The sequence below is a fragment of the Neorhizobium sp. BT27B genome, from assembly GCF_050455485.1.
In the GTDB taxonomy this organism is placed as follows: domain Bacteria; phylum Pseudomonadota; class Alphaproteobacteria; order Rhizobiales; family Rhizobiaceae; genus Neorhizobium.
On sequence record NZ_JBCIYT010000006.1, the window covers coordinates 422610 to 448617 of the forward strand.

The 26008-nt window shown below is 61.5% G+C and carries 21 protein-coding genes; 6 read left to right on the forward strand and 15 right to left on the reverse strand.

Annotation, left to right across the window (positions count from 1 at the left end; genetic code table 11):
- Positions 1-64 precede the first annotated feature (64 nt).
- Entirely contained in the window at positions 65-802 is a 738-nt protein-coding gene (pdeM, locus tag AAIH70_RS18795) for a ligase-associated DNA damage response endonuclease PdeM (RefSeq protein WP_132276859.1), read from the forward strand.
- On the opposite strand, the gene AAIH70_RS18800 is transcribed toward pdeM, so the two are convergent.
- From AAIH70_RS18800 to AAIH70_RS18815, 4 genes are all read right to left on the reverse strand, one after another.
- Entirely contained in the window at positions 792-1073 is a 282-nt protein-coding gene (locus AAIH70_RS18800) for a hypothetical protein (RefSeq protein ID WP_132276679.1), read from the reverse strand. The two genes, pdeM and AAIH70_RS18800, sit on opposite strands and share 11 nt — an antisense overlap.
- Positions 1074-1113: 40 nt before the next feature.
- Positions 1114-1551, reverse strand: a complete 438-nt coding sequence (locus AAIH70_RS18805) for a universal stress protein (protein ID WP_132276681.1) — start codon at positions 1549-1551, stop codon at positions 1114-1116.
- 109 nt (positions 1552-1660) lie between these two features.
- Positions 1661-2380, reverse strand: coding sequence for an anti-sigma factor (locus AAIH70_RS18810; protein ID WP_132276683.1), 720 nt, complete (start codon positions 2378-2380; stop codon positions 1661-1663).
- Positions 2377-2931 (reverse strand): sigma-70 family RNA polymerase sigma factor, encoded by a 555-nt coding sequence (locus tag AAIH70_RS18815; protein WP_245519247.1) that lies wholly within the window; start codon positions 2929-2931, stop codon positions 2377-2379. The genes AAIH70_RS18810 and AAIH70_RS18815 overlap by 4 nt, the downstream gene beginning before the upstream one ends.
- 282 nt (positions 2932-3213) lie before the next feature.
- Here AAIH70_RS18815 and AAIH70_RS18820 point away from each other — a divergent pair, with 282 nt between their 5' ends.
- Positions 3214-4002, forward strand: coding sequence for a DUF4394 domain-containing protein (locus AAIH70_RS18820; protein WP_132276687.1), 789 nt, complete (start codon positions 3214-3216; stop codon positions 4000-4002).
- Between the two features lie 95 nt (positions 4003-4097).
- On the opposite strand, the gene AAIH70_RS18825 is transcribed toward AAIH70_RS18820, so the two are convergent.
- The 5 genes from AAIH70_RS18825 to AAIH70_RS18845 form a co-directional block, all read right to left on the reverse strand.
- The gene (locus tag AAIH70_RS18825) at positions 4098-4391 is read right to left on the reverse strand and encodes a hypothetical protein (protein WP_132276689.1); all 294 of its coding nucleotides are present in this window, start codon (positions 4389-4391) and stop codon (positions 4098-4100) included.
- Positions 4392-4506: 115 nt separating this feature from the next.
- Positions 4507-4818 carry a hypothetical protein gene (locus tag AAIH70_RS18830; RefSeq protein WP_132276691.1) on the reverse strand — a complete coding sequence of 104 codons (312 nt, stop codon included), beginning with the start codon at positions 4816-4818 and terminating at the stop codon, positions 4507-4509.
- Positions 4819-4908: 90 nt separating this feature from the next.
- Positions 4909-5715, reverse strand: a complete 807-nt coding sequence (locus AAIH70_RS18835; protein WP_132276693.1) for a TIGR02186 family protein — start codon at positions 5713-5715, stop codon at positions 4909-4911.
- Complete coding sequence (locus tag AAIH70_RS18840; protein ID WP_132276695.1) at positions 5715-6635, reverse strand: sulfite exporter TauE/SafE family protein; 921 nt, start codon at positions 6633-6635, stop codon at positions 5715-5717. Before AAIH70_RS18840 ends, AAIH70_RS18835 begins: the two co-directional genes overlap by 1 nt.
- 262 nt (positions 6636-6897) lie before the next feature.
- Complete coding sequence (locus AAIH70_RS18845; protein WP_430035113.1) at positions 6898-10902, reverse strand: peptidoglycan-binding protein; 4005 nt, start codon at positions 10900-10902, stop codon at positions 6898-6900.
- Between the two features lie 506 nt (positions 10903-11408).
- On the opposite strand from AAIH70_RS18845, the gene AAIH70_RS18850 reads away from it, so the two are divergent.
- The 4 genes from AAIH70_RS18850 (at position 11409) to AAIH70_RS18865 (ending at position 17480) form a co-directional block, all read left to right on the forward strand.
- Entirely contained in the window at positions 11409-13202 is a 1794-nt protein-coding gene (locus tag AAIH70_RS18850; RefSeq protein ID WP_132276699.1) for an acyl-CoA dehydrogenase C-terminal domain-containing protein, read from the forward strand.
- 191 nt (positions 13203-13393) lie between these two features.
- Positions 13394-14602: an acetyl-CoA C-acetyltransferase gene (locus AAIH70_RS18855; RefSeq protein ID WP_132276701.1), complete on the forward strand. Its 1209-nt coding sequence runs from the start codon at positions 13394-13396 to the stop codon at positions 14600-14602.
- 182 nt (positions 14603-14784) lie between these two features.
- Positions 14785-17001 (forward strand): 3-hydroxyacyl-CoA dehydrogenase NAD-binding domain-containing protein, encoded by a 2217-nt coding sequence (locus AAIH70_RS18860; protein WP_430035115.1) that lies wholly within the window; start codon positions 14785-14787, stop codon positions 16999-17001.
- 128 nt (positions 17002-17129) lie between these two features.
- Entirely contained in the window at positions 17130-17480 is a 351-nt protein-coding gene (locus tag AAIH70_RS18865; RefSeq protein WP_132276705.1) for a hypothetical protein, read from the forward strand.
- An 8-nt stretch (positions 17481-17488) separates the two neighbouring features.
- Here the strand turns inward: AAIH70_RS18865 and AAIH70_RS18870 are convergent, their stop codons facing one another.
- The 6 genes from AAIH70_RS18870 to AAIH70_RS18895 form a co-directional block, all read right to left on the reverse strand.
- Complete coding sequence (locus AAIH70_RS18870; protein WP_430035117.1) at positions 17489-19609, reverse strand: bifunctional diguanylate cyclase/phosphodiesterase; 2121 nt, start codon at positions 19607-19609, stop codon at positions 17489-17491.
- A gap of 183 nt (positions 19610-19792) precedes the next feature.
- Entirely contained in the window at positions 19793-21880 is a 2088-nt protein-coding gene (locus AAIH70_RS18875; RefSeq protein ID WP_132276709.1) for a DEAD/DEAH box helicase, read from the reverse strand.
- Positions 21881-22045: 165 nt separating this feature from the next.
- The gene (locus tag AAIH70_RS18880; protein WP_132276711.1) at positions 22046-23329 is read right to left on the reverse strand and encodes a cystathionine gamma-synthase family protein; all 1284 of its coding nucleotides are present in this window, start codon (positions 23327-23329) and stop codon (positions 22046-22048) included.
- A 75-nt stretch (positions 23330-23404) separates the two neighbouring features.
- On the reverse strand, positions 23405-24124 hold the full coding sequence (locus AAIH70_RS18885) for an LrgB family protein (protein ID WP_132276713.1): 720 nt from the start codon (positions 24122-24124) through the stop codon (positions 23405-23407).
- Positions 24121-24492, reverse strand: a complete 372-nt coding sequence (locus AAIH70_RS18890; RefSeq protein WP_132276715.1) for a CidA/LrgA family protein — start codon at positions 24490-24492, stop codon at positions 24121-24123. The genes AAIH70_RS18885 and AAIH70_RS18890 overlap by 4 nt, the downstream gene beginning before the upstream one ends.
- A gap of 129 nt (positions 24493-24621) precedes the next feature.
- Entirely contained in the window at positions 24622-25905 is a 1284-nt protein-coding gene (locus tag AAIH70_RS18895) for an OpgC family protein (protein WP_430035121.1), read from the reverse strand.
- Positions 25906-26008: the final 103 nt, after the last annotated feature.

A 26008-nucleotide genomic window follows, 5' to 3' on the forward strand; every position in this document is an offset into this window, starting at 1 on the left:
ACCCCAAGCAAACCAACGCACAAAGAAGAACCGCCGACCGAAACAGAAAGACGAACCGACCTTGATGCACCGACTGGGCATATCCGCCCGCACCACGATCACCACAGCCCCCGCCACCGAGGACATCCTCATCCACGGTGTCGCCGCCGTCTGCGATCCGCTCGGCGGTCTCTACCTGCCGGAAACCGGCATGCTCGTGGTTTCCGACCTGCATCTGGAAAAGGGCGCCGCCTTTGCCCGCCGCGGCATGATGCTGCCGCCCTATGATACGATCGCCACGCTCAATATCCTCGCCGCCGTCATCGCCCGCTATGATCCAAAGATCGTCGTCTCGCTCGGCGACAATTTTCACGATCGCCGCGGCTCCGAGTTTTTGCCCGCCGACCTGCGGGGCATGATCGCCGAGATGGCGCGCGGTCGCGACTGGATCTGGATCAACGGCAACCACGATCCCGACGGCACCACCGACCTCCCGGGCATCAGTACCGACGAACTCGTCTATGGCGGTCTCGTTTTCCGCCACGAACCAAGCCTGATTTCCGGCCCAGGGGGAATAAAGGGCGAGGTGGCCGGCCATCTGCATCCGTCAGCCACCGTGCGCCGCCGCGAAAAATACGTGCGCCGTCCCTGTTTCGCCACCGATGGCCACCGCCTGCTGATGCCGGCTTTCGGCGTGCTGGCCGGCGGACTGGACCTCAATCACAAGGCCATGCAGGGCATTTTTGACCGGAAAACGCTGGTCGCGCACCTGCTCGGCCGCGATCGCATCTATTCGGTGCGTTATGGCAATCTCATGGGGTGAGAGCTATGGCTCTCAATTCAAGCACCGTCTGTGTGGCGCGTTCCTCTGCGTCCGGCAATTCGCCAAGCGCCATATGTTCGCTTTCAATATCCATCAATATGGCGACCACATCCTGAATCTGGCTGCCTGCCTGCAGCATAGCGAACGCCTCGATAAGGTAGCTGTCATATTCATCTATGGCCTCATCCGGTGGACCGTCCGGCCCGTTAAGGCCGATCGGATCCCAGAGGCGCCAGCCGATGTCGCGAAGTGTTTGCAGGTTATCAGTCATGATGGATTTTTGCTGAACACGCCTCTTCAATCAAGTGCCGTCACCGATAAACCAGCACCGGCGTTTTCGTCAGCGCCAACACTTTCAGCGTCACGCTCCCCAGCATGAAGGCCGAAATGCCCGAACGCCCGCGCGAGCCGATGGCGATCAGGTCGCATTCGTGCTTGGCCGACACATCGACGATCACCTGTGCCGGGTTGGTGCTGGTGATCTTCTCCAGATCGACATCCACACCACGCTTTTCCGCAGCGGCCTTCGCATCGGCCAGAATGCCCTTGGCGGCCTCTTCCACCTGCCGGTCATATTCGGCATAGGCGATTTCCAGCCCCGACGGATTGAGCGTGATCGCCTGCAGCGGCTCCACGACGACCAGAACGGTCGCCTTGGCGCTCATCTCCACGGCAAGGTCGAGCGCCTTTTCCAGCGCTTCGGTTGCCAGCTCCGAACCGTCTGTGGGGATAAGGATGTGTTTGTACATGGCGTGTCTCTCCTGTCGTTTTTCGACAGAAGCATGGGCGCATGCGGTGGCGCTGCCTTGACCTGCGTCAAGTGCGCAGCGGTGGTTTCACCACGTTGACCCTGCTGCCTCAGCGCGCCAGCTTGGCAAAGCCCTTGGCAAGGATCGGCCCGGTCGGCCGCCCGGTGGGGGAGCCGCCGGCCTGTTCCAGCGTGATCTCGTAGAGCTGGGTATCCTGCGGTCGCGGCAGGGCCGAACCGCTCAAGGTTGCCGAATGCGCATCCTGCAGAAGCCCAAGCGACATCGGTCCCATTTCGCGTGACGGCAAGGTCCATACCTGCATGGTCTTGTCCGCCGGCACGGCAAAATCGGTCAGCAGTTTCACACTGGCCGTGTCATTGCCAAAGTCCTCGACCACGGCCTGCACCTCGCCCGCCTCGTTCAGCAGTACCGCCACCACCAGCGGATCGGCCGTGCGGGTCACGCTCCAGATCAGCCCGCCCGCCAGCATCAGCGAGGCAGCCATCGCCGAGATCGCGGCGGCCCGCCAGCCGGAGCGGGCATTGTCATTGCCGGCGGCAGGTCGCGGTGGCGAAGCCGAGGGGATGGAGGAGGGCGCTTGCGCATCCGCCAGCCGCGTCTCGATGGCGTTCCACAAGGAAGGCGTCACGCGCGCCGGCTCGATGCCGGTATCGAGCGGCAGAAAACGCTCGCGCGCCTGCGCCACGGCATCCGCCAAGGCTGTGTCATGTTCAAGCTGCGCGTCCAGCCTGGTGGCATCCGCTTCGTCGAGCAGACCCAGCACGTATTCGTCGGCATAAGTTGCAAAATCTTTTGGTGCGACCGTCATGCCATGCACTCCCGCAGCGACAGAAGCCCGCGCCGTATCCAGGATTTTGCCGTGCCGAGCGGAAGTTTCAGCCGTCCGGCAATCTCGCCATGGGTATAACCGCCGACATAGGCCATCAGAATGCCGCGCCGCCGCATCTCTTCCAGCGCGCCCAGGCATTCTTTGAGGCGGCTGTCACGATCCAGCCTGTGCCAGGCCGACATGATCTCATCCATCTGTTCGGCATCCTGCAGCGTTTCCAGTCGCTCGTCGGAAACGAGATCCTCGCGTCGGCCGTCGCGCAGCATGTTGAGTGCCCGGTTGCGCACCACGGCATAGATCCAGCCGCGCGCCGAACCGCGTCCCGGTGCAAACTGATGGGCATGCGTCCAGATGCGGATAAACGCCTCCTGCACCACCTCTTCCGCCAGTTCGCGCCGTCGAAGAATCCGCTGCGCCACCGCCACCAGCCTCCCGCCTTCGAGATCGAAGATCAGCCGCAAGCCGTTGCGATCACCCCTGGCACAGGCCAGAAGCGCCGTTTCGAGATCCGTCGATTGGTCTGTTGCCAAGGCCAAGCCGCTCTCTCCCCATGAGCTTTCGCGTGTTCGCGAATATTCCGTCTCTGCTGTTGCCACGGCTGACATGGGCGCGTCCAGTCATCAAGGTTTCACACAGCCGTTATGTGGCCGCATATGGAAGACACCCGACGACAGGAAATGGATGCGGGGCAAAATATATTTTTAGACCCTGCATCCAGACGCACTCTCCCATGTGTCTCCCTTTCGAGAGACGTGAAAAGGCCGTGTGCCAAAAGCGCTCTCGACGAGATCGAAACGTAACGGGAGAACGTCATGACCATCGCTCGCACCTCGCTTATCGCATCCACCATGCTGATCGCATCGTTTGCCACCGCATCCGCCGCCCCAGTGCTCGGCCTCACCGGCGACAAGACGCTCGTCATGTTCGACACGGCAAAACCGGCCGTCACCAAGACCATGGACGTCACCGGCGTGACCAAGCTGGTCGGCATCGATTTCCGCCCCGGCACCAAAACGGTGATCGGCGTCACACCGGAACACACGATCGTCTCCATCAACCTCGAAACCGGCGCTGCCACCGAAGTCGCCAAGATGGACAAGATGCTGACCATCACGGAAGCGCCGGTCGTGGTCGATTTCAACCCGATGGCCGACCGCCTGCGCTTCATGAGCGGCACCACCAACCATCGCGTCCACCCCGATACCGGTGCCGTCACCGTCGATGGCGTTTTGGCCTATGAGGATGGCGACATGCACAAGGGCGAGACCCCGAACATCGTTGCCGCCGCCTATACCAACTCGATCGGCAAGCCGGAAAAGACGGCGATGTACAATATCGACGCCACGATCGGCGCGCTGATCCAGCAGACCAAGCCGAATGACGGCACGCTGAAGGCAATCGGCAAGCTCGGCATCAAGGACAAGCCCGCCACCTACGCCTTCGATATCCAGGGTGAAGAGGGTGGCAAGAACACCGCTTATCTGGCGGCCGGAAAATCGCTCTACACGGTCAATCTGGAAACCGGTGCGGCCACCGAAGTCGGCGCCATCACCGGCACGGACAAGGAAGTCCGCGACATCGCCATCCTGCCGGCCATGTGATTTTTGGCTGATATGCCCATCCGCAGCGGCGACGTTGCGGATGGGGGGCGCTTACGGCGTATTCTGTAGATTGTTGTGAGGATGTCAGATCGTCTTCAGCAACTTTGCCAGTCATTCCATCTTGAACGAAGCGCCTCCAACCTTTCGCGAAATGAGCCTCGACGGTCCTGATACTGTGGGAATGTCTCCAGCCCCCATTCCGTCTGCTCAACAAAATGGGTGACGGCATCCTGCTGGCTGAACCCAAAGCGAGCCTCAAGCTCAGCAATCTCCGTCTCATCGGTTGCCTTAACCAATGCGGTCGCTTGCTTTGTAGTCAGTTCCCAATGTTCGATATAAGAGGTAACCACTCCCGTGATCGCCGGTTGATCGCCCGATCGAATTGCCATTTTTCCTCGCCTCATTGATCAAACAGAACGATAGCCGGGTATGCGCGGAGAGCACTCGCTCGCAAAAACCAAACGCCGACTTTTTCAACGGAAACGGCCGATTGCGGGCGTGCGGCTATTCCTCTCCACGATCTACAATCATCAAAGTAGGCTGACCTATAGAGCCATAGATGAAACACTCGGGATTGGTCGAGGTTGGGATACGGCTTACCCGTATCTCACCCTCATTGAAGAGGATCGTGAACCACTCGCCGGACCATACCACATCTCTAACTATGACCGGGTCATCGCCAAAAGATATGCTGACCTTGACATCGGTCCAAGCCGTTATGCTGCCATCTTCGAAAATGATCATCGTATCATATTTTGCTTTGTGCTGAATTTCCCTCAGCTCTTTTCCGATAAGCTTCTCGGCTATTAGATCCATCTATTACCCCTGCTGTCTGACCAATAGCATAGGCTGCTAGGTATTGGTCGACGCCCGTCCGTGGCAGCAAAAGCAGCCACCCACCACCACTCACTTCTTCCGGAACATCAAACTAGCCCCCCAGCCCGTCACCAGCGCAATCAGCACGCACAAAATGCCATAGGCAATCGGCTGGTTATGCGCCGCATCGGTGATCTGCTGTTCTATGCCGGTCTTGTTGACGCGGAGCGGCAGTTCGCGCTCGGCCAGAAGCGTGCCGCTCTTGAACAGGTAGGCGCGCACCATATGCACACCATCCGGCACATTGGCCGGCAGGCGCAGGCTGGCGCGAAACAGGCTGGACGAGACGAAACGCACGCCGCCAAAGTCGTGCTGGTAAAGACCTCCCGCCAGTTTCAGACGGCGATAGGCCTCGCGGAATTCGGTGAGGTTTCCGGCATTGCCCACATAACCGGTCGGCGACAGGCGCATATGCTCCGTGCCGATCGGCAGGCCGCCTTCGCTCGAAAGAATGTCGTCGATCTGCCGCGTCGCCGCCACCGAGTAGGAGGCCGGCACCTGTTCGAAGGTCATGGATTCGGTATTGACCCAGATACCCAGAACGCGGCTTTTCTTGCGCACCGTTGCATAGTCGAGCGGCCCTTCCAGCGTCACCACCACATCATACTGGCCGATGGCGAGCAGCAGTTCGTCGGCATTGGTCAGCGCGCCGAAAATGGTGAGGTCCGCCCCGCGAAAATCCGAGGCGATGGCGATTTCGCTGGTCGAGGTGCCGATCTCCAGCCCTTCCTTGGCGGTCGTCGCTTCGCCGAACGGCACCTGTGCGGCAGCGGGCTGACCGACAAAAACAAGGGCTGCAAGAAAAGCGAGACGGCGAAGGGTCGCAGGGAGCGGCATCAAAAACTCCCGATGGTGACGGAATAGAGATCGGCCGGCGTTACCACCAGCGTCACCGCAAGGCGCAGCGCCACGGCCAGAACCAGCAGCGCCAAAAGCGCGCGCAGCTGTTCGCCGCGCAGTTTTTGGCCGACGCGCACCCCGTATTGCGCACCGATCACGCCCGCCACCATCAGGATGGTGGCCAGCACGATATCGACGGAATAGTTGGTCGCTGCCTGCACCATGGTCGTATAGGCGGTTACAAAAATGATCTGGAACAGCGAGGTTCCGACGACCACGTTGGTGGGAATGCGCAAGAGATAGATCATCGCCGGCACCATGATGAAACCGCCGCCGACACCCATGACGGAGGTCAGGACGCCGATACAGAAACCCAGTGCCACGATCGGAATGGCCGACAGATAGATTTTTGATTTCTTGAATCGCATCTTGAACGGCAGCCGGTGCACCCATGTGTGGTGGCCGGGCCGTTTCAGTGTCGTCGGTTCGTTTCTGGAGGCGCGGCGCAGTGCCCGCACGCTTTCGTTCAGCATCAGCGTGCCGACCGTGCCGAGCAGAAGCACGTAGAGAATGGCGATGAAGAGGTCGAGCTGGCCTATGCTGCGCAGCCAGGAAAACACCCAGATACCCGCCGTCGCCCCCAAAAGACCGCCGACCAACAGCACCGTCCCCAGCTTTATATCCAGCGTGCCGCGCCGGAAATGGGTGATGGCGCCCGAGATCGACGAGGCGACCACCTGGTTTGCGCCGGTGGCAACGGCCACGACGGGAGGGATGTTGTAGAAAATCAGCAGAGGCGTGATCAGAAAACCGCCGCCGACGCCGAACATGCCGGACAGAAAGCCGACCGCCGCACCCATGCCGAGGATGATGAAAATGTTCACCGAAAGCTCTGCAATCGGCAGATAGACAGTCACGGTCAACCTCGAACGGCTTCGCCGTCGCGGGCGGTGATCGCGTGGGTAACCGCCCGTTGCGGCGATGAAAAAACAATGCCGGCCAACGTCGGGGTGACGGGGCCGGGCTCGATTGTCATGCGCCCGCCCATTAGACAGGTCAATCCATAAGCTTGGATTAATGCGGCGAATTTCCGATCACCAATTCACGCCTACGCCGTGCTCATAATACAGAAAAGCGCGCAAACCTTTCGGTCGCGCGCCGTCCGATGTCGTTTTCCGATCAGCCCTGGTTGGTGGCCAGAAGCTTGCGCACCAGTGCCTCGTTCACCTTGCCGTCCGGCTCCATGCCATTGGCCTTCTGGAACGAGCGGATGGCGGTGACGGTTTTGGCGCCCATCTTGCCGTCCGGTGCGCCCGCATCGAAACCATTCTTGTTGAGAATGGCCTGGATGTTGCGGATCGCCTTTTCCATGTCGACCGAAGCGGTCTTTTCACCCCTGCCGACCCATTCGTCCGGCAGGTTGACGCTGTTGGCGTTGGGATCGACCGGCTTGACCTGCCAGCCATCGGCCTGCGCCTTCGCGGCATTCAGCTGTTCCGGACGCATGGCGCTGCCCACTTCGTCGCGCTTCTGGGCGGCATCCTGATCACTGCCGCGGGCTGCAACCGCAAACCACTTGTAGGAGGCGTCGAGGTTCTGGGGCACGCCATTGCCGCGGGCATAAAGGATTGCAAGGTTGAACTGGCTGTCGGAGACACCGAGATCGGCTGCCTTTTCGAACCAGCTCACAGCCTTGGCGTAATCCGGCGTACCGGCCGCACCCGATGCGTAAAGCACCGCGAGATTGTGCATGGCGCTGGCATTGCCGGCATTGGCCGCCTGCTCGTAATAGCTCATCGCCTTGGTGAAATCGCGTTCGACGCCGGTGCCTTTCTCGTAAAGGTTGGCAACGCGATATTGCGCCGGTGCAAGGCCACGCGCGGCTGACATCTCATACCAGCGCGCGGCTTCCGGAAGGTTCGCGGCAACGCCACGGCCATCCTGATAACGGGCACCGATTTCGAACAGCGCCTGCGCATCACCGGCGGCGGCTGCGTCTGCCAGCGATTTCGGTCCCATTGTCGCTGGCACTTCGATCGCAGCCTGAGGGGCGGCAGATGCCGGTGCCTCGACCTGCGCTTCGGACCGGGCAATTGCCTCGCCGACGGATTGTTCAGGCGCGGCACCGGTTGGCGGCAACGTCGATTGGGCCACTTCCGGCACCGGGGCCGAGGCTTCTGCGCCATCGGCGGACGGAGCCGCCATCGGTGCTGCATCTGCGGAATTCTGCGCGGGTTCTATGGTTTCGTTGGCGGGCAGGCCGGTTTCCGCTGCGGGTTCGGTCTGTTCAAGCATGCCCACTTCCGGCGGCGGTGCGTCATCACCACGCGTCAAAGTGTTGATCAGCGGCATTGCCATCAGCGCCAGAAGCACAGCACCGACAGCCAGCAGGATCGGCTTGCGATGTTTGGCAAATGCGCCGGAAAGGCCGCCACCGCTGCTGCCCTGCGCTTTCAACGCGACAGTGCGGTCTGTCTTGACGGGTTTGCTCTTGCCGGCCTTGGCCTTGCCGCGATTGCCGGCGGAAATGCCGAGCGTCGGATCGGTTTCCAGCGCCGCAGCCTTGGCCGCGCGTCGCGCAGCCGCAATGTAATCGACGCTCTCGTCGGACGATGCCGGGTTGGCGCTGATGCCGGCCTGGCTGGCCCGCACGCGCTCGAGAATCTTCTTCACGTCGGGCATGCCCGAGCCCGGCTCCAGCGGCACGTTCTGCTGTTCGGGTAGCAACATGTCGACAGGGTCGATCGAAGGCGTCGGCTCCACCACGGTGCGATCGGTCGCCTTCGGTTCGGCTTCCCTGTGACCGGATAGAAAGCGCTTCATGCCGCCAAGAAGGCTGCTGGGGGATTTCTTGGCCGCAGCGATCGCGCGGCTTTCCTTGTCGGCGGTGCGCTGCGCATTTTCGTGGTCGTCGGCAGCCTCGCCGTTCTCCAGCAGACCGCTTTCCAGATCGTCGGCAAACAGCGCGCGTTCGTCCAGGCGCTCGTCTGCCGGCATGGCAACCGAGCTGTGCAGGTCTTCACCACCGGCAAACATCGGCACCGTCGCCTTCGGCATGACGGGTGCGGCCTGCATGGCAGGTGCAGCCTGCATGGAGGTTCTGGTCGGTGCAGGCGAAGGGGCCGGAGCAGGGCGGGACGGCTCAAAACTCCCCTGCCGGGAAAGGCTGCCTTCCATCGTGTCCAGCCGGTCTGCAATGCTGACCAGCGTCCGGTGCAGCATTTCGAATGTCTGGTGCGTGCGTTCTTCCGAACCGCGCGTCAGGTCTTCCAGATGGCGCAGGTCTTCGGCAAGCGCCGTTAGCGCGCCCATGTCCGGTGCAGCGCCACCTGTCGCCGTACCGTTGCGGGCATAGGCTTCGACCACGGCCTCGGCTGCCTGACGGGCTGCCTCGATCACGTATTCGTCGCTGGTCGCCATATACCCTTCGATGGCCGACATGCGCTCTTCGAAAGCCGCAGGCAGTTCGAATTCGCCGGCCGTCTTCGGTTCGCTGATCAGGCGCGAAAGGTTGGCGATCTGGTCTTCGAGATTGCGCAGCGCATCATTGTCGCCGGCAGGAGCCGCGGCGGCATCGTCCAGGCGCGCAGCGATATCGCTCAGGCGCCCTTCAAGGCGGCCGAACATGGCGTTATCGAGCGGCGCTGCCGGCTGCGTGATCTCGATTTCTTCGATGCGTCGCGAAATATGGTCCAGTCGCTCGGCCAGCGCGTCGTTGACGGAACCCTGTTCCAGCGCATCGATCTTGCGGGAAATGTCGGAAAGATAGCCAGTCAGCTCGGCGGGTTGCGCCGGCTGCTGCACGCGTTCCATCAGGATGGCGAGATCTTCCAGACGTTCGTCCAGACGCATCGCACCCTGTTCGCGGGAAAAATCGTCGATCTTGCGGGCCAGCGCGTCGATGCGCACGCCCATTTCGTCATCAAGGGCGTTTGCGGCGGGCAGTGCCGATTGCAGCGTGTCGCGATGCATGGCGTCAATCTGGTCGGAAAGGCCTTCCAGCCGGCTTTCCAGCCGCCCGATCATGCCATGTTCCAGCGCGGCATCGGCAGAGGCGCGGCTGCTTGCCGCCAGCGCCCGGCTGATCTCGTCCAGACGCTTGTCGAGCACCGAAAACTGCTCGACGATCATCGGATCGTTATGCGGCACCATGCGGTTGCCAAGCTGTTCCACGGCAGCGGCCAGCGTCAGCAGCTTGTCTTCCAGTGCCAGAATGGCGCCATTGTCACCAAAGGCACCCAGCTGTCCCTTGATGTCGTCGATCCGGTAGGCAAGCGACACCAGTTCCTCGCGCAGCGCGCCGGGGTCGGCATCGAGCACGCGCTCTTCCAGCCCCTGAAACTGGGTTTCCATGCGCTGCATGGAGTCCTCGCGGGCAAGCCCCTGCATGACGGTGCGCAGGCCTTCGAATTCCAGCCGCAGGTCTTCCGTTTCCGGTGCGCCGCGATGGCCAAGATTTCCGATACTGTCGGCCAGCCGCGCAAGGTCGTTGCGCATGTCGTCGGCAAAATGGCGATCCTCGGCAATCGCCCGGATCGAGCGGATTTCCGAGCGCAGGCCGTCCATCTCGCGGGCAACGCCCTGCGAAATGTCCTGCTTCAGATCCTGCCGCAGCGTGACCAGCGCTTCGGCGATATCGTTCATGATCGCATCCGGCAGACCAGCCGGCGTGCCGGCGGGTGCGGCAATGCGGGCACTGGCCGGCAGCGCCGGGCGGGCCGAAGCCAGAGGCGGCAGCGCCCGGCTTTCGGCGCGTGGCGGCCGGTTGTCTGCAATCGGTGCTGCCGGTGGCGCGATAGGGCGGCGGGGTGTGATCGGTGCACGCAGCGCCGGCTCGGCATAGGCTTCCGGCGGGCGGATGTCGCGCTGTGGGTGGCGGGCGGCATCGAGCGCGCGCTGGCGGCGACGGATTTCTTCAAGCGGATTGACGGCGGAAGCGGCTGCCTGTTGCGGCGCTGCTCTCTGCGTTGTCGGCTGCTGGACCTGCTGCTCCGCATAACGGTTCTGTTCGCGGCCGTCGCCGGGCTGACGTTCAGTGGTCTGACGTTCACTGGTCTGACGCTCGCGGGCAGATGAATGCATCAGCCCTTCGATCCGTGCTTCCAGCCCCTCGATCGTACGGTTGAGCGCGTCCAGGGAGGACGTCTCGCCGCGACGGGATGGCGTGGGTCGTGATCCGTTCATGGTCTCGCTCGCTTCGACAGCGCGGATCGGGTGACGATCCGCTGATTGGTATTCTCCGACGACACCCCTTGCGGAGAAATCACCGGACACCACCCCATGAGAATGCCGGACAGGACTTTCCTCAACCTTGAGTGGTTGCGGCTCCTCATAAGACAACGCGAGACAAAAGAATGAGGTGCGCCACGACTAGTTCAGAGCGCACAATCCACCAAACGTGGTAAACGCCCGGTTAACCGGGGTAAGGTTTTTTAACTTTTGCTGTTGGAAGCGGCTGGATCTGACATGCAGGCGAAAGCTTTTGCGAGCTCTGCTCTTTTGTTTTCGCCGCGCAATCACTCACGGAGCGCATTCGCTTGCACCTGCTGCTCCGTCCTGCGTGCCACTGCAGCTGTCGTTCAAATCTCCAAAAACTGCTTCAAAACGCCATTGACGTTTACGCAAACGTCAATATTTTAGCGGTGGAGTTTGCCGGTGTTGCAGCCGGCGCGCAGAGGAGGAGTTTGCGCATGCCCGTCTACAAGGCCCCCGTTGAAGATACGCTGTTCGTGCTGAACGACGTGCTCGGTCTCGAACGTTTCGGCAATCTGCCCGGCTTTGCCGATGCAACGCCCGACATGATCGAGGCGATTCTGGGCGAGGCGGCCAAGGTGGCGGAGGAGGCTCTGTTCCCGCTCAATCTTTCCGGCGATCAGGAAGGCTGCACCCGTAAGGATGATGGCTCGGTCACAGTGCCGAAAGGTTTTAAAGGAGCTTACGACCAGTATTGTCAGGGCGGCTGGATCGGTCTGGCCGTGCCGGAAGAGTTTGGCGGGCAGGGGCTGCCCTACACGCTGCACGCCGCCGTCGGCGAATACATGTCGTCGGCCAACATGTCGCTGATGATGTATCCGGGCCTCACACAGGGCGCCATCGCCGCCATTCTCGTCCATGGTTCGGACGAACAGAAAGCCACCTATCTGCCCCATATGGTCGGCGGCACATGGTCCGGCACCATGAACCTGACGGAACCCCATTGCGGCACCGATCTCGGCCTGTTGCGCACCAAGGCCGTGCCGCAGGGCGACGGTTCCTACAAGATTTCCGGCCAGAAAATCTTCATCTCCGCCGGCGAACACGGCATGACCGACAACATCATCCACCTTGTTCTTGCCCGCATCGAAGGCGCGCCCGAAGGTACAAAAGGCATTTCGCTGTTCATCGTGCCGAAATTCATGGTGAAGGACGACAGTTCGCTCGGTGATAGAAACGGCGTTTCTTGCGGTGCGCTCGAAGAAAAGATGGGCATCCACGGCAATTCCACCTGCGTCATGAACTATGACGAGGCGACCGGTTATCTCATCGGCGCGGAAAACAAGGGCCTGTCGGCCATGTTCGTGATGATGAACGAGGCCCGCCTCGGCGTCGGCCTGCAGGGGCTGTCGATCGCCGAGACCGCCTATCAGAACGCCGTCGCCTATGCAAATGAACGCATCCAAGGCCGCTCGCTCTCGGGCGCCAAGGCACCGGACAAAAAGGCCGATCCGATCATCGTCCATCCGGATATTCGCCGTTCACTGATGACCATCAAGGCCTTCAACGAAGCCGGCCGCGCCTTCCTCCTTTGGACCGCGCTGAAATCCGACATCGCCCACCGCTCGCCGGATGAAAAGGAACGCCAGAACGCCGACGACCTGCTCGGCCTCGCCACGCCGATCCTCAAAGGCGTGTTGACCGACAAGGGGTTTGATCACGCTGTAATGGCCCAGCAGGTGTTTGGCGGTCACGGCTATATCGAGGAACATGGCATGAGCCAGTATGTCCGCGATGCCCGTATCGCCATGATCTATGAAGGTGCCAACGGCATTCAGGCGCTGGATCTTGTGGGACGAAAACTGGCGCTCAACGGCGGCCGCGCGGTGATGGCGATGTTCAAGGAAATCGGCGATTTCTGCGAGGAAAACCGTGCTGATGAAAATCTGGCCTTCTACACGAAACACCTCAAGAAGGGTCTGAACGACGTACAGGCCTCAACCATGTGGTTCATGCAGAACGCCATGGCAAAACCCGACAATGCCGGTGCCGGCTCGACCGATTACATGCACCTCTTCGGCCTCGTCACGCTCGGCTACATGTGGGCAAAGATCGCCAAGGCCGCGCAGGAAAAGCTTGCAGCGGGCGATGCGCGCGAAGACTATCTGAAGAACAAGCTGGTCACGGCGCGTTTCTACATGGAAAAGATCATGCCCGAAACCGCGCTGCGCAAGGTGCGCATAGAGGCGGGGGCCGATAGCGTGATGGAACTGGCGGCAGAGGCGTTTTGATTGAGAATTCTCTTCTCCCCTCGGGGAGAAGATGTCCGAAGGACAGATGAGGGGGGCGACGAAGGGAACACGGCGGAAACGTCGAACCTGCCGTACCCCTCATCCGACCCTTCGGGCCACCTTCTCCCCGAGGGGAGAAGATATAAAAGAGATTCCAAGGCAACCGAGTTGCCACTCAGGGAGATGACACCATGACCGAAGTCTTCATTTACGACCACGTGCGCACGCCGCGCGGTCGCGGCAAGAAGGATGGATCACTGCACGAGGTTCCCTCCGTCCGCCTCGCGGCAAAGACGCTGGAAGCCATCCGCGACCGCAACGGCCTCAACACCGAAACCGTCGATGACATCATCATGGGCTGCGTCGATCCGGTGATGGACTCAGGCGCCGTCATCCCCAAGGCGGCTGCCTTCGAGGCCGGTTATTCGACCAAAGCTCCGGGCATGCAGATCTCCCGCTTCTGCGCCTCCGGCCTCGATGCCATCAACTTTGGCGCCGGAAAAATCGCAGCAGGCTCGGATGACATCGTCATCGCCGGCGGCGTCGAAAGCATGTCGCGTGTCGGCATGGGCATGTCCGGCGGTGCCTGGTACATGGACCCCTCGGTCAATTTCCCGTCCTATTTCATGCCGCAGGGCGTGTCTGCCGATCTGATCGCCACGAAATACGGTTTTTCGCGCGATGACGTCGATGCCTATGCCGTCGAAAGCCAGAAGCGCGCCGGCAAGGCCTGGGACGCCGGTTACTTCAAGAACTCTGTCATCCCGGTTAAGGACCAGAACGGCCTGATCATCCTCGACCGTGACGAGCACATGCGTCCGACCACGGACATGCAGGCACTGGCCTCGCTCAACGCTTCGTTCCAGATGCCGGGTGAAATGGGTGGTTTCGAAGCCGTCGGCATTCAGGCGCATCCGGAGATCGAAAAGATCAACTACGTCCACCACGCCGGCAATTCGTCCGGCATCGTCGATGGTGCTGCCGCCGTGCTGATCGGCTCCAAGGCGGGTGGCCAGTCTCTGGGCATCAAACCGCGTGCCCGCATCCGCGCCTTCGCCAATATCGGTTCGGACCCGGCGCTGATGCTGACCGGCCCGGTCGATGTCACGGAAAAACTCTTGGCCCGCACCGGTATGTCGATTGCAGATATCGACCTGTTCGAACTCAACGAAGCTTTTGCCGCCGTCGTGCTGCGTTATATGCAGGCTTTCGACATTTCCCACGACATCATGAACGTCAACGGCGGTGCCATCGCCATGGGCCACCCGCTCGGCGCCACCGGCGCTATGATTCTCGGCACCGTTCTGGATGAACTGGAACGCCGCGATCTGAACACCGCACTGGTTACGCTCTGCATCGGCGCCGGCATGGGCACGGCGACGGTCATCGAGCGGGTTTGAGGGAAGCCCCCTCATCCGCCCTTCGGGCACCTTCTCCCCGTTGGGGAGAAGATAAGGGAGCGGGCCGCGAGGTTGCCATTCCTCCTCTCCCCTCGGGGAGAGGTCGCCGAGCGAAGCGGAGGCGGGTGAGGGGGGAGGCCCCACGCGAAGACAGAAGATTTCAGGGAAGAGGAAATCCCACGATGAGCACCTACACCAACTTCACCATCGAAACCGACGCAGACGGCATCGCGGTCATCACCTGGGACATGCCCGGCAAGAGCATGAACGTCTTCACCGTCGAGGTGATGGACGAACTCGATGCCCTCCTGAAACAGACGGTGGAAGACGCCGCCATCAAGGGCGTGGTTTTCACCAGCGGCAAATCCTCCTTCTCCGGCGGGGCCGATCTCACCATGATCCGCGGCATGTTCTCCATGCTGCAGGAGGCCACGGCAAAAGATCCGGCCACCGCCAAACAAAAGCTGTTCGAAGTTGCCGGCCGCATGACCTGGCTGTTTCGCGCCATCGAGACCAACGGCAAGCCTTGGGTGTCGGCCATCAACGGTACCTGCATGGGCGGCGCGTTCGAACTGTCGCTCGCCTGCCACGGCCGCGTTGCCGCCAATGGCAAGTCGGTCAAGCTGGCGCTTCCCGAGGTCAAAGTCGGCATCTTTCCGGGTGCCGGCGGCACCCAGCGTGTGTCGCGCCTCACCGATGCCCAGTCCGCCCTGCAGATGATGACCACCGGCCAGTCGCTCACCCCGCAGCGCGCAAAGGCCATGGGCCTTGTGCATCAGGTGGTCGAACCGGAGCAACTGGTCACGGCGGCCAAACAGATGATCAAGGACGGCCTCAAACCCATCGCCCCCTGGGATGAAAAAGGTTTCAAGGCCCCCGGCGGCGGTGTGTGGACGCCTCAAGCCGCCCAGCTCTGGCCGGCCGCCCCGGCCATCCTGCGCCGTGAGACGGCCGGCAATTATCCGGGCGCGCTCGCCATTTTGAAATGCGTCTATGAAGGCCTGCAGCTCCCGTTCGATACGGCGCTGAAGGTCGAACAGCGCTATTTCACGCAGGTTCTCGGCACCACCGAAGCCTTCTCGATGATCCGCTCGCTGTTCATCTCCATGCAGGAACTGGGAAAAGGCGCGCGCCGTCCGGCTGGCGTTCCGAAAAGCGAGTTCAAGAAAATCGGCGTCGTCGGCGCCGGCTTCATGGGCGCCTCGATCGCTTACGTCACGGCCGCCGCCGGCATCCCCGTCGTGCTGATCGACCGGGATCAGGAAGCAGCCGACAAGGGCAAGGCCGTTTCGGAAAAGCTGGTGGCGGAAAGCGTGTCCAAGGGCCGCCTCACCAAGGAAGAGGGCGAAAAGCTGCTCTCGCTCGTCACCTCGACGCCGGATTATTCCACGCTCTCGGATGCCGACCTGGTCATCGAAGCGGTGTTCGAGGATCGCGCCGTGAAGAAGGCGGTGATCGAACAGGTCGAGGCCGTTATCCCGGCCACCACGATCTTTGCCTCCAACACCTCCACCCTGCCGATCTCGGGGCTTGCGCAAAACTCGAAACGCCCAGACCAGTTCGTCGGCGTGCATTTCTTCTCGCCGGTCGAAAAGATGATGCTCACCGAAGTCATCCTGGGAGAGAAGACCGGCGACAAGGCACTGGCCACGGCGCTGGATTTCGTCGCAAAAATCAAGAAGACGCCGATTGTCGTCAACGATACGCGCGGTTTCTTCGTCAACCGCTGCGTCTTCCGCTATATCAACGAGGCCTATGACATGCTGGCCGAGGGCGTGCCGGCAGCGATGATCGAAAACGCGGCAAAAATGGCCGGCATGCCGGTCGGCCCGCTCTCCTTGAACGACGAAGTCGCCGTCGATCTCAGCCAGAAGATCATGAAGGCCTCGATTGCCGATCTGGGCGAAAGCTCGGTCAAGCCGGGCCACATGGCGCTGATCGACAAGCTGGTGAACGATCTCGACCGTCGCGGCCGCAAGAATGGCCAGGGTTTTTACGATTACCCGCCAAAACCGGCCAAGAAATCGCTCTGGCCCGGCCTGAAAGATCTTTATCCGCAGAAGCCGGCCAGCGAAGTGGATGTCAACCTTCTGAAGCAGCGTCTCCTCGTGACGATCGCACTGGAAGCGGCCCGCACGGTGGAAGAAGGCATTGTCACCGATCCCCGCGAAGCCGATGTCGGCTCCATCCTCGGTTTCGGTTTCGCGCCTTATACGGGCGGCACGCTGAGCTATATCGACGGCATGGGCGTCAAGACGTTCGTGGCACTGGCGGAAAAACTGGCAGCTCAGTACGGCGACCACTTTGCCCCGACGCCGCTCTTGAAGGACATGGCAGCGAAGGGCGAGACGTTTTACGGACGCTTCGATCCCTATGGGAAAGTGGGGGAGGCGGCGTAAAGCTGCCCCGGTTGAGGACAAAACAAAGCGGAAGCTGGCTACGGCCGGCTTCCGAATATAGTGTGCCGGGATGTTGAAACGTCCTGCGCCCATGGCTTGCCGGGGAGATGGTCTTCGGGAGCAACGTCATGTGGATAAAGAATTTTCTGAGGCCAAGCCGGCCGCGCAACGCCTACCTGCAGCAAGCTGCATTCATCCTGCTGGGTATCGCGAGCGCTTGTTGTATCCTGGTTTATGTCGCGCAGTATGACGGTGATGCGCTGTGGCTTCTGGCGGCGCTGCTTGCATTGCTTGTTCCATGCGGGCGCAACATGATGTTTGCCTATGAGGCATCCAACGCAACCATTCTGTCGATGGAAAACCCTCTCATCATCGTTGTCGGTTTCATTCTGCTTTTGCTCGTGCTGCCGCTTCTGGTGTTTGTCCTCCTTGTCGCGACACTGATACAGGCCGCAAGAGCGCCCTCGGTCCTTCGGTAGGCCAACCCTCAAGCCGCGCTCACCCTCACCAGCGCCGTGATATCCGCGCCGCTCATCGGCCGGCCCAGCAAAAATCCCTGCAGCTGGTCGCAGCCCGAAAGTTTCAGCGCGGTTGCCTGTTCCTGTGTTTCCACGCCTTCTGCCGTCACCGGAATGTTGAGCGCATGCGCCAGCGAAATCGTCGCGGTCAGCACTTCCGATCCCTCGCGGTTGTCCAGCCCGCTCACCAGCGAGCGGTCGATCTTCATCCGGTCGAAACCAAACGTGCGCAGGGCGCCGATGCTGGCATATCCGCAGCCGAAATCGTCCAGCGCGAATTTCACGCCGACATTGCGCAGCATCTCGATGGCGCGGCGCGCCTGGTCGGGATTGGACATCAGCACGCCTTCGGTGATTTCCAGCGTCAGCCGGTGCGGGTCGAACCCCGTCGCCTCCAGCAGGCGGATGACATCGGCCGGAAAATTCGGGTTGCGCAGCTGGATCGGCGACACATTTACCGAAAGTGCCAGCGTTTTCCATTGGCGCGCCTGGTCGATCGCGGCTTTGAGAACCTGCATGCCCAGCTGGTCGATCAGCCCCGAGCGCTCGGCGATCGGGATGAACACTTCCGGGCTGACGCGGCCGGTCATCGGCATCCATTGCGCCAGCGCCTCCACACCCACCACCCGGCCGGCCTTGGCATCGAACAGCGGCTGGTAGGAAACTTGCACCTCGCCCCGCTCCAGCGCCTTGCGCAGCCTGTCTTCCAGTTCGGCGGCCATATGCCGGTCATTGTCGAGCGCGGCGGTAAAGGTCACCGCCTTGCCGCGGCCGCTCTCCTTGGCGGTATAAAGCGCCATGTCGGCGCGCCTGAGCAGTTCCAGCGCATCAGGCACATCGTTCTCGGAAATCACCGTGCCGATGCTGGCGCCGATCTCGATCGTGCGCCCGCCGATCATGAAAGGCTCGGCCACACATTCGACGATTGTCTGGGCAAGATCCGGTGTTGTGTCGAGCGGCGTCGCCACGGCAAATTCGTCGCCGCCGAGGCGCGCGAACAGCGCGTTGGCGGGAAGATAGGATTGCACCCGTGCCGCCACCAGCTTGATCAGCTCGTCGCCAACGGCATGGCCCCAGGCATCGTTGACGCCCTTGAACCCGTCGAGGTCGATCAGGTGCAGCGTCAGGCCAGCCTTGTCGGTGGCGATCGCCTTGTCCAGCTGTTCGAGAATGCCGGCACGGTTCAAAAGCCCGCTCAGCACATCATGGGTGGCACGGTGGCGGGCGCGGTCGGTGGAGCGTTGCAGCATGCGTACCGAGAGGATGCCGGTGACCAGAACCGCGACGAGAAAGGCGACAAGAACCAGCGCCGCTGCGAGAAGATAACCGGAGACGCGGTTATAGATCATCGCGCCGGGATCGCGGCTTTCCCATTGCAGATAGGTCAGTGTGTTGCCGTCGGCGTCGTTCAGCGGAACCGACAGCATGTGCGGCTCGGGTGTAACGCTGACGCTCAGATCGTCGAGGTCAAAGGTGTGCTCGATCTCGTCGAGCGTGTCCGTCGACAGTAACCGGACCAGCACGAGCGTATGAAAGGATGTGCCGGAGGCGACCGTCTGGTCATAGGGCTGTATCGCACCTGCCGCCATGAGCGCCAATCCGTCGACGCTTCGGGCGAAACTGACGACCGGCACACGGCCGGAGGTTTTCGCATGGCTGATGAGATCGGCCAGCGAAGAACCAAAGAAGTCGGTGGGGTCGAATTCCTCGCCCTTCTTGTAGCTGCTCAGAATGGTCTGCTCCGGTGTCACGACGATCGACGCATCGAACAGCGGATTATCCTTGGTGCTCCTGCCCCAGGTCGTATCGGAAAACTCCTTTGCTTCGGGCGATGTTATGTGTTCGTAACCATCGTCCCACACGGTGTTGTCGCGTGCGGTGGCGCTCAGGTGTTCCTGCAATGCGGATATGGCTGCCGTCGCCGCATGTCTTGCGCGTGCATCATCGATAGAGGTCGCCGTATTCGTCATGTCGCGTACCGAAATGGCGATCAGCACTGCCAGTATGGCGGCCACAGCCATGAAGAATGCGGTCGCCGCAATGACGATACGGATACGAAGCGGCAGTTTTGGAAAAAGCGATTTCGACATAACACACCGATGCGAGGGTTTTGGGTCTCAGCTGTGCCCATCGCATTTGTATATTATGATCATCTAAATAAGATGTTTATTGCGGATCTCAAATTGTCCGGTCGCCTGCCGGAAGTCCTCCGCATCCAGACAACAAAAAAAGGCCGGTCGCCCGGCCTTTCTGGTCATCGTGAAATCGAAGGATCAACCGCGCTTGTCGGATTTCCCGAACTTGCCGCCGGCGCCGCCCTTCGGTCCAGCCTTGGCAAACGGCTTGGCTCCCGCAGGTTTTGCGAAGTCCGGTTTGCCCTTCTTGGCAAAGGGTTTTGCTTCACCGGCAGGCGCGTCGTTGGATTTTTTCTTCCAGGGCTTGTCGTCGCCGGGGCGGTCGGATTTCACCTTGTCGCCCTTGTAACCTTCGGACTTGTAGCCCTCGGAACGCGGAGCGTCATTGCCGGCACCCTTGGGCTTCCAGTCCTTGCGCGGGCCGTCGCCGTCTCTGGCCGGCTTGTCGCCGTAAGGCTTGGCCTTGAAAGGCTTGTCGCCACGCGGGCCGTCATTGAACTTCTTTTCTTTCCACGGCTTGTCCATGCGCGGGCCATCACGCTGGGTAAAGCCTTCGTCGTCGGTGCCGCGCGAAAACTTGGAAAAGTCGGGTGCGCCGTCCAGCTTGGTCACGCGGATGCCGCGCTCCATCAGGCGGTCCTTGCCCAGCTTGGCGAGGAACCTTTCGGCGTGGTCGGCGGAGATTTCGACAAAAGTCTCGTCGGCCTGCATCTTGATGGCGCCGATCTGGTTCTTGGTCAGATCACCGCTCTTGCAGATGGTCGGGATCAGCCAGCGCGGTTCGGCGCGTTGCTTGCGGCCGACGGAGAGCGAGAACCAGACGGCCGGGCCAAAGTCGCCACGCGGCGTCAGCGGACGGGAAGCGGCGTCGCCGGTCTGGCCTTCACGCGGCTTGCGCGCGCCATCCAGCGATACTTCAAAAATTTCTTCCGGCGCGGAATTTTTGCCGCGATACATCGAGACGAAGGCGGCTGCCAGCTTTTCGGCGTCGAAACGCTCGGTCAGCTTGGCGATCAGCGCCAGTTCGTCCTCGTCCTTCGTCACTTCGGTGAAGATCGGATTGGCGAACAGCCGCTCCTCGTCACGTTCGATAACGGCGTCGGCAGACGGCGGGTTGGCCCAGGTCGGCTCGATCTTGGCACCGAACAGAAGGCGTTCGGCCTTGCGGCGCTGGTTTACCGGAATGATCAGCGCGCTGATGCCCTTGGAACCGGCACGACCCGTGCGGCCCGAACGATGCAGAAGCGTTTCCGAATTGGTCGGCAGGTCGGCATGGATAACCAGCTCAAGGCCGGGAAGGTCGATACCGCGGGCTGCAACGTCGGTGGCCACGCAAACGCGGGCACGGCCGTCACGCATGGCCTGCAGCGCATGGGTGCGCTCGTTCTGCGTCAGTTCGCCGGAAAGCGCCACGACGGAGAAATTGCGGTTGGAAAGGCGTGCGGTCAGATGGTTGACGGCAGCGCGGGTCGAGCAGAACACGATCGCATTCGGCGCTTCGTAGTAGCGCAGCACGTTGACGATGGCGTTTTCGCGGTCCTGCGCGGAAACGAGAAGCGCGCGCTGCTCGATGTCCACATGCTGCTTCTGCTCGGCGGCCGTGGCAATGCGCACGGCATTGCGCTGGTAGCTCTTGGCAAGCTTGGCAATGGCGGCCGGCACGGTGGCTGAGAACATCAGGGTGCGGCGATCATCCGGGGCCTGCTCGAGAATATATTCGAGATCCTCACGGAAACCGAGGTCGAGCATTTCGTCGGCCTCGTCCAGCACGGCGACGCGCAGTTCCGACATGTCGAGCGCGTTGCGGCGGATATGGTCGCATATACGGCCCGGCGTGCCGACGACGATATGGGCGCCACGTTCCAGCGCCCGGCGCTCGGAGCGGATGTCCATGCCACCGACGCAGGAGGTGATGACGGCGCCGGCTTCGGCGTACAGCCAGTCCAGCTCGCGCTTCACCTGCAGGGCCAGTTCGCGGGTCGGCGCGATCACCAGTGCCAGCGGCACGCCGGCGCGGCCGAACTGCTCGGCGTCACCGAGAAGCGTCGGCGCCATGGCGATGCCGAAGGCAACCGTCTTGCCGGAACCGGTCTGCGCCGAAACCAGCGCGTCGGACGTGATGAGGGCCGGATCGAGCATCGCCAGCTGAACCGGGGTAAGCGTCGAGTAGCCACGTTTTTCCAACGCCTTGGCGATCGGCGGGATCGCGCCGTCAATTGCGGTCATGAATTACTGTCTTTCGGATTTAATGCGCCCACGTTTCCGGGGCGCCCTGGCTGCAAGGCTCGCAGCCGAACATGGGCGCGTCTCTACTGTTTTCAACGGCAAATGTCAAAGTGTTGCCATGCAGGGCTGCCCGGCGCGCCGGGCACGCCTCGTCCAGGCCCCGGTTCAACTCTGGTCGAGAGCGACTGTCAGGTCGGCGATCAGGTCGTCGGGATGTTCGATGCCGATCGAAAGCCGGATCGTGCTCTCCAGAACGCCGATCCTCTGGCGCACCTCCACTGGCACGCCGGAATGCGTCATCGTGGCCGGATGGCTGGCAAGCGATTCCGTGCCACCAAGGCTGACCGCCAGCTTGAAGATCGACAACGCATTGAGGAAGCGGAAGGAGGCCGGCTGCCCGCCTTTGATATCGAAGGAAAAGGTCGAACCCGCACCGCTGCACTGGCGGGCAAACACCTTTCCGGTCGGCGATTGCGGGTCGTGATAGGGCAGGTAATGAATACTCTCGACGGCGGGGTGGCTTTTCAGAAAGTCGGCGACCGCCTTGGCATTGGTATTGGCCTTTTCCATGCGGATCGACAGTGTTTCCAGGGACCGCCCCAGCATCCAGCAGGAATGTGGATCGAGCTGCGTGCCGATCGCGCCGCGCAGAGCCTTCACCGGTTTCATCACCGCTTTCGATCCGAGTGCTGCACCGGCAATCAGATCCGAATGGCCGCCGACATACTTTGTCAGCGAATAGACGGAAATGTCCGCACCATGCTCGATCGGCCGCTGGAAGACAGGGCCGAGCAGCGTGTTGTCGCAGACGACGATCGGCGTGTGGCCTTGCGCCTTGCCGATTTCGTCGGCGACGTGCCGCATCAGGCCTATGTCCACCAAGCTGTTGGTCGGGTTGGCCGGCGTCTCGATCAGGATCACCGATACGCGGCCTTTTGACATCGCCGCTTGGGCGGCGGCGTTGACGGAGGCTTCGTCGACACCATCGGAAAAGCCCACGGCGGCAACATCCAGCTCGGCAAATTTTTTCGCCAGCAGCGTTTCGGTGCCGCCATAAAGCGGCTGCGAATGCAAAATGCTGTCGCCCGGTTTGACGAAGGCCAGCAGCACCGTGGCAATCGCCGACATGCCGGAGGAAAACAGCACACCGCTTTCCGCGCGCTCGTAAACCGCCAACCGGTCCTCGACGATCTCGCTATTGGGATGATTGAAGCGCGAATAGACAAGGCCCGCGCCGGTGCCTTCCGGCGGCTCCTTGCGGCCGGACACATAATCGAAGAAGTCACGGCCTTCTTCCGCCGATTTGAACACGAAGGTGGAGGTAAGGAAGACTGGCGGTTTTACCGCGCCCTCGGACAATTCGGGGTCGTAACCGTAGTTCAGCATTTGCGTTTCGGGGTGAAGCGCGTGATTGCCGATATGCGTCTTGGAAGGGTGCGGTTTGGTCATGGACCTGCTCCTGGCTTCGCGATGAAACCGTAGATAACGCCGCAAGCACCGTCGCCAAGTGGCGGGCGCGCCGCTTCAGTGCATCAGAAGCGACGTGGCCAGCGGCACCACCACCGAGGTCGCCACCGCATTGAGCGCCATGGCGATGCCGGCAAACAGTCCGGCCGTGGCATTCACCTCATAAGCGCGGGCGGTGCCGATGCCGTGCGAGGTGAGGCCCGCCGCAAAACCACGCGCGGCGTAGTCTTGAATGCGCATCAGGTTCATGAACGGTGTGACGATCACCGCGCCGATAATGCCGGTGAGGATCACCAGAACCGCCGTCAGCGAGGCGTTGCCGCCCATCTCGGACGAAATCGCCATGGCAACGCCGGCGGTGGCGGATTTCGGCAGGAAGGAGATCATTACCTCTTGCGACAGCCCGAAAGCCTGTCCGAGCACGACGACCGAAGCCACCGCCGCCAGCGAGCCGACGACAAGGGCGGCGGCGATCGGCAGAAGCAGCTTTTTCACATTCTCCCAGTTCCGGTACAGCGGCACGGCAATCGCCACCGTCGCCGGGCCGAGCAGGAAATGCACGAACTGCGCGCCGGCAAAGAAGGTCTCGAAAGGAATGCCGAACGCCGTCATCACCAGCGATAGGAAGATGACCGAGATCAGCACCGGATTGGCCAACGGGTTCCGCCGCAGCCTCTGCGAAATTTCGGTGGCGGCAATCCATGTGCACACAGTCAGCGTCAGCCAGATCAGCGGCGAGGTCGACAGGTAGACCCAGAGTTCGATCGGGCTTCTCATCGTTTTTCTCCGGCTCGGGCCATCAGTCGTCGCACACCGATGAAGGTCCACACGGTAATGGCCAGCGTGAAGACCGCCGACAGGACCAGAACCGCGATGATCGCCGCCGCCTGGCTCTCGACCAGCCCCCACAAGGCCACCACGCCAACGCCGGCCGGCACGAACATCAGGCCGAGATTGGCAAGCATGCTATCGGCGACCGCTTCGATGCGCGGATATCCGCTATGGCCGAAGCGTCGGCCGGCCTGCAGCGCGGCAAACAGCAGCACGATGCCGACCACCGGGCCGGGAACGGGCAGTCGGGTCAGGAAAACAAGGCTTTCGCCAAGAAGCTGGAAAAGAAGAAGGGCTGCGATGCCGCGTAACATGAAAACTCCGGTCGCGGGGAAGAGAGATGATCAACCTCTATCGCAAGCACCCGCCTTCGTCACCCGGTGGGGAAACGAGAAAGGGCGGCTTGTTGCCAAGCCGCCCTTGCAGTTTCGAAATCGTGCCGGTCAGGCGGTGCGCGGACGGGTTACCGGCACGCTGGCCTTGGGGCCGGCCTTCACGCTGGCCGTGGCAGGTGCGGCGACCTGGCCATTGGGGCCACGCGGCGCCGGTACATTGTCTTCGGCTGTGCCAAAGAACTTGTCGCGTTCGCGCCACAGCGCAGGGATCGCCAGAAGGGCCACGCCGACCACGGCGATCATCGCCTTGGTGAACTGCGACAGTTCCGGCGAACGACCGTCGAAATAATAGACGGCGTAAACGATGGCGACGTGCCAGACGTAAACGTAGAGCGAATGGCGACCGAGCAGATGCAGAAAGCGGATCGAGAACACCCAGACCAGTGCATTGGCGATCTTGCGAACCCAGACGGCCGGATGTTTCGGGCCGGCAATCAGCATCCACGTCATCAGCGAGGCGGCTGCCATGAAGTTCAGCAGATAGACCACGCTGAAGTCGGTACGGATTTCCAGTGTCGCGAACTTGGCAGCCAGCTCCGGCGGCATCAGGCCATAAGCGGTCATGATGCGCAGGGGCAGGAAGAACAGGCAGACGGAAACGGCGGCCAGCGGAATGAACGAGTTTTCCGGCGAGAAGATCTTGCCCCACGGAATACGGTTGAGCGAGGTCAGCGCGCCGAGCACCAGAGCCGAATAGAACACGATCTGCCAGCCGAACAGGTTGAACGAAGTGCGCATGCCCTGATCGTCCGGACGCATCAGGAACGAATTGATCGGGTCGGTGATCAGCTTCTGTACGCCGATCTGGCCGGCCATCCAGACGATCAGCGAACCGATCATCACATAGGCCCATTTGCCGTCGATCACGAGCTTCACCAGCATCGGCGCAAAGATCATGTAGACGATATATTGCGGCAGGATGTCCATGAAGGTCGGCTGGAAGAAGAAGGTCGCAATCGCCGCCAGACGCATCGGGTCGTCGAAGGTCGTGTAACCCAGCCAGTTGTACCATATATAATAGGCGCCCGGCAGAACCATCTGGGCAGCCAGTGCAACCAGCACGATACCCATGGCATAACGGTAAAGCTCGAAGGCACGCGAATAGATCGCGGCGCGTCCGGCCTCATAACCGTTCTTGGCCATCTTGCGCACATAGACCATGCCGATCAGCAGGCCGGACAGGAAAACGAACCCCTGTGCGTCCTCAACGAACGCGAGCTGGTTGTGGTTGATTTTGACCAGCCAGTAGCCGCCGGCAAAAACCAGGTGGTTGATCAGCATGAAAACGAGGAAGTATCCCCGCAATCCATCAATAATCTCAAAGCGTTTCATCGGTCGCGTTCTCCGTCTTTCAGGTGCCGAACGCGGGCGCGATCGATGCCTTGGTGCCTCTGCGGGCCGGTGGAAGATACGCGCCTAAACGCGGCAAAAAGGC

Bases quoted from the DNA above. Each gene is read 5' to 3' on its own strand.
- AAIH70_RS18895 (WP_430035121.1), bottom strand. From the start codon at position 25,905: ATGAAACGCTTTGAGATTATTGATGGATTGCGGGGATACTTCCTCGTT.
- AAIH70_RS18880 (WP_132276711.1), bottom strand. From the start codon at position 23,329: ATGACCAAACCGCACCCTTCCAAGACGCATATCGGCAATCACGCGCTT.
- AAIH70_RS18830 (WP_132276691.1), bottom strand. From the start codon at position 4,818: ATGGATCTAATAGCCGAGAAGCTTATCGGAAAAGAGCTGAGGGAAATT.
- AAIH70_RS18890 (WP_132276715.1), bottom strand. From the start codon at position 24,492: ATGTTACGCGGCATCGCAGCCCTTCTTCTTTTCCAGCTTCTTGGCGAA.
- AAIH70_RS18855 (WP_132276701.1), top strand. From the start codon at position 13,394: ATGACCGAAGTCTTCATTTACGACCACGTGCGCACGCCGCGCGGTCGC.
- AAIH70_RS18845 (WP_430035113.1), bottom strand. From the start codon at position 10,902: ATGAACGGATCACGACCCACGCCATCCCGTCGCGGCGAGACGTCCTCC.
- AAIH70_RS18850 (WP_132276699.1), top strand. From the start codon at position 11,409: ATGCCCGTCTACAAGGCCCCCGTTGAAGATACGCTGTTCGTGCTGAAC.
- AAIH70_RS18865 (WP_132276705.1), top strand. From the start codon at position 17,130: ATGTGGATAAAGAATTTTCTGAGGCCAAGCCGGCCGCGCAACGCCTAC.
- pdeM (WP_132276859.1), top strand. From the start codon at position 65: ATGCACCGACTGGGCATATCCGCCCGCACCACGATCACCACAGCCCCC.
- AAIH70_RS18820 (WP_132276687.1), top strand. From the start codon at position 3,214: ATGACCATCGCTCGCACCTCGCTTATCGCATCCACCATGCTGATCGCA.
- AAIH70_RS18860 (WP_430035115.1), top strand. From the start codon at position 14,785: ATGAGCACCTACACCAACTTCACCATCGAAACCGACGCAGACGGCATC.
- AAIH70_RS18805 (WP_132276681.1), bottom strand. From the start codon at position 1,551: ATGTACAAACACATCCTTATCCCCACAGACGGTTCGGAGCTGGCAACC.
- AAIH70_RS18835 (WP_132276693.1), bottom strand. From the start codon at position 5,715: ATGCCGCTCCCTGCGACCCTTCGCCGTCTCGCTTTTCTTGCAGCCCTT.
- AAIH70_RS18870 (WP_430035117.1), bottom strand. From the start codon at position 19,609: ATGTCGAAATCGCTTTTTCCAAAACTGCCGCTTCGTATCCGTATCGTC.
- AAIH70_RS18885 (WP_132276713.1), bottom strand. From the start codon at position 24,124: ATGAGAAGCCCGATCGAACTCTGGGTCTACCTGTCGACCTCGCCGCTG.
- AAIH70_RS18875 (WP_132276709.1), bottom strand. From the start codon at position 21,880: ATGACCGCAATTGACGGCGCGATCCCGCCGATCGCCAAGGCGTTGGAA.
- AAIH70_RS18810 (WP_132276683.1), bottom strand. From the start codon at position 2,380: ATGACGGTCGCACCAAAAGATTTTGCAACTTATGCCGACGAATACGTG.
- AAIH70_RS18825 (WP_132276689.1), bottom strand. From the start codon at position 4,391: ATGGCAATTCGATCGGGCGATCAACCGGCGATCACGGGAGTGGTTACC.
- AAIH70_RS18800 (WP_132276679.1), bottom strand. From the start codon at position 1,073: ATGACTGATAACCTGCAAACACTTCGCGACATCGGCTGGCGCCTCTGG.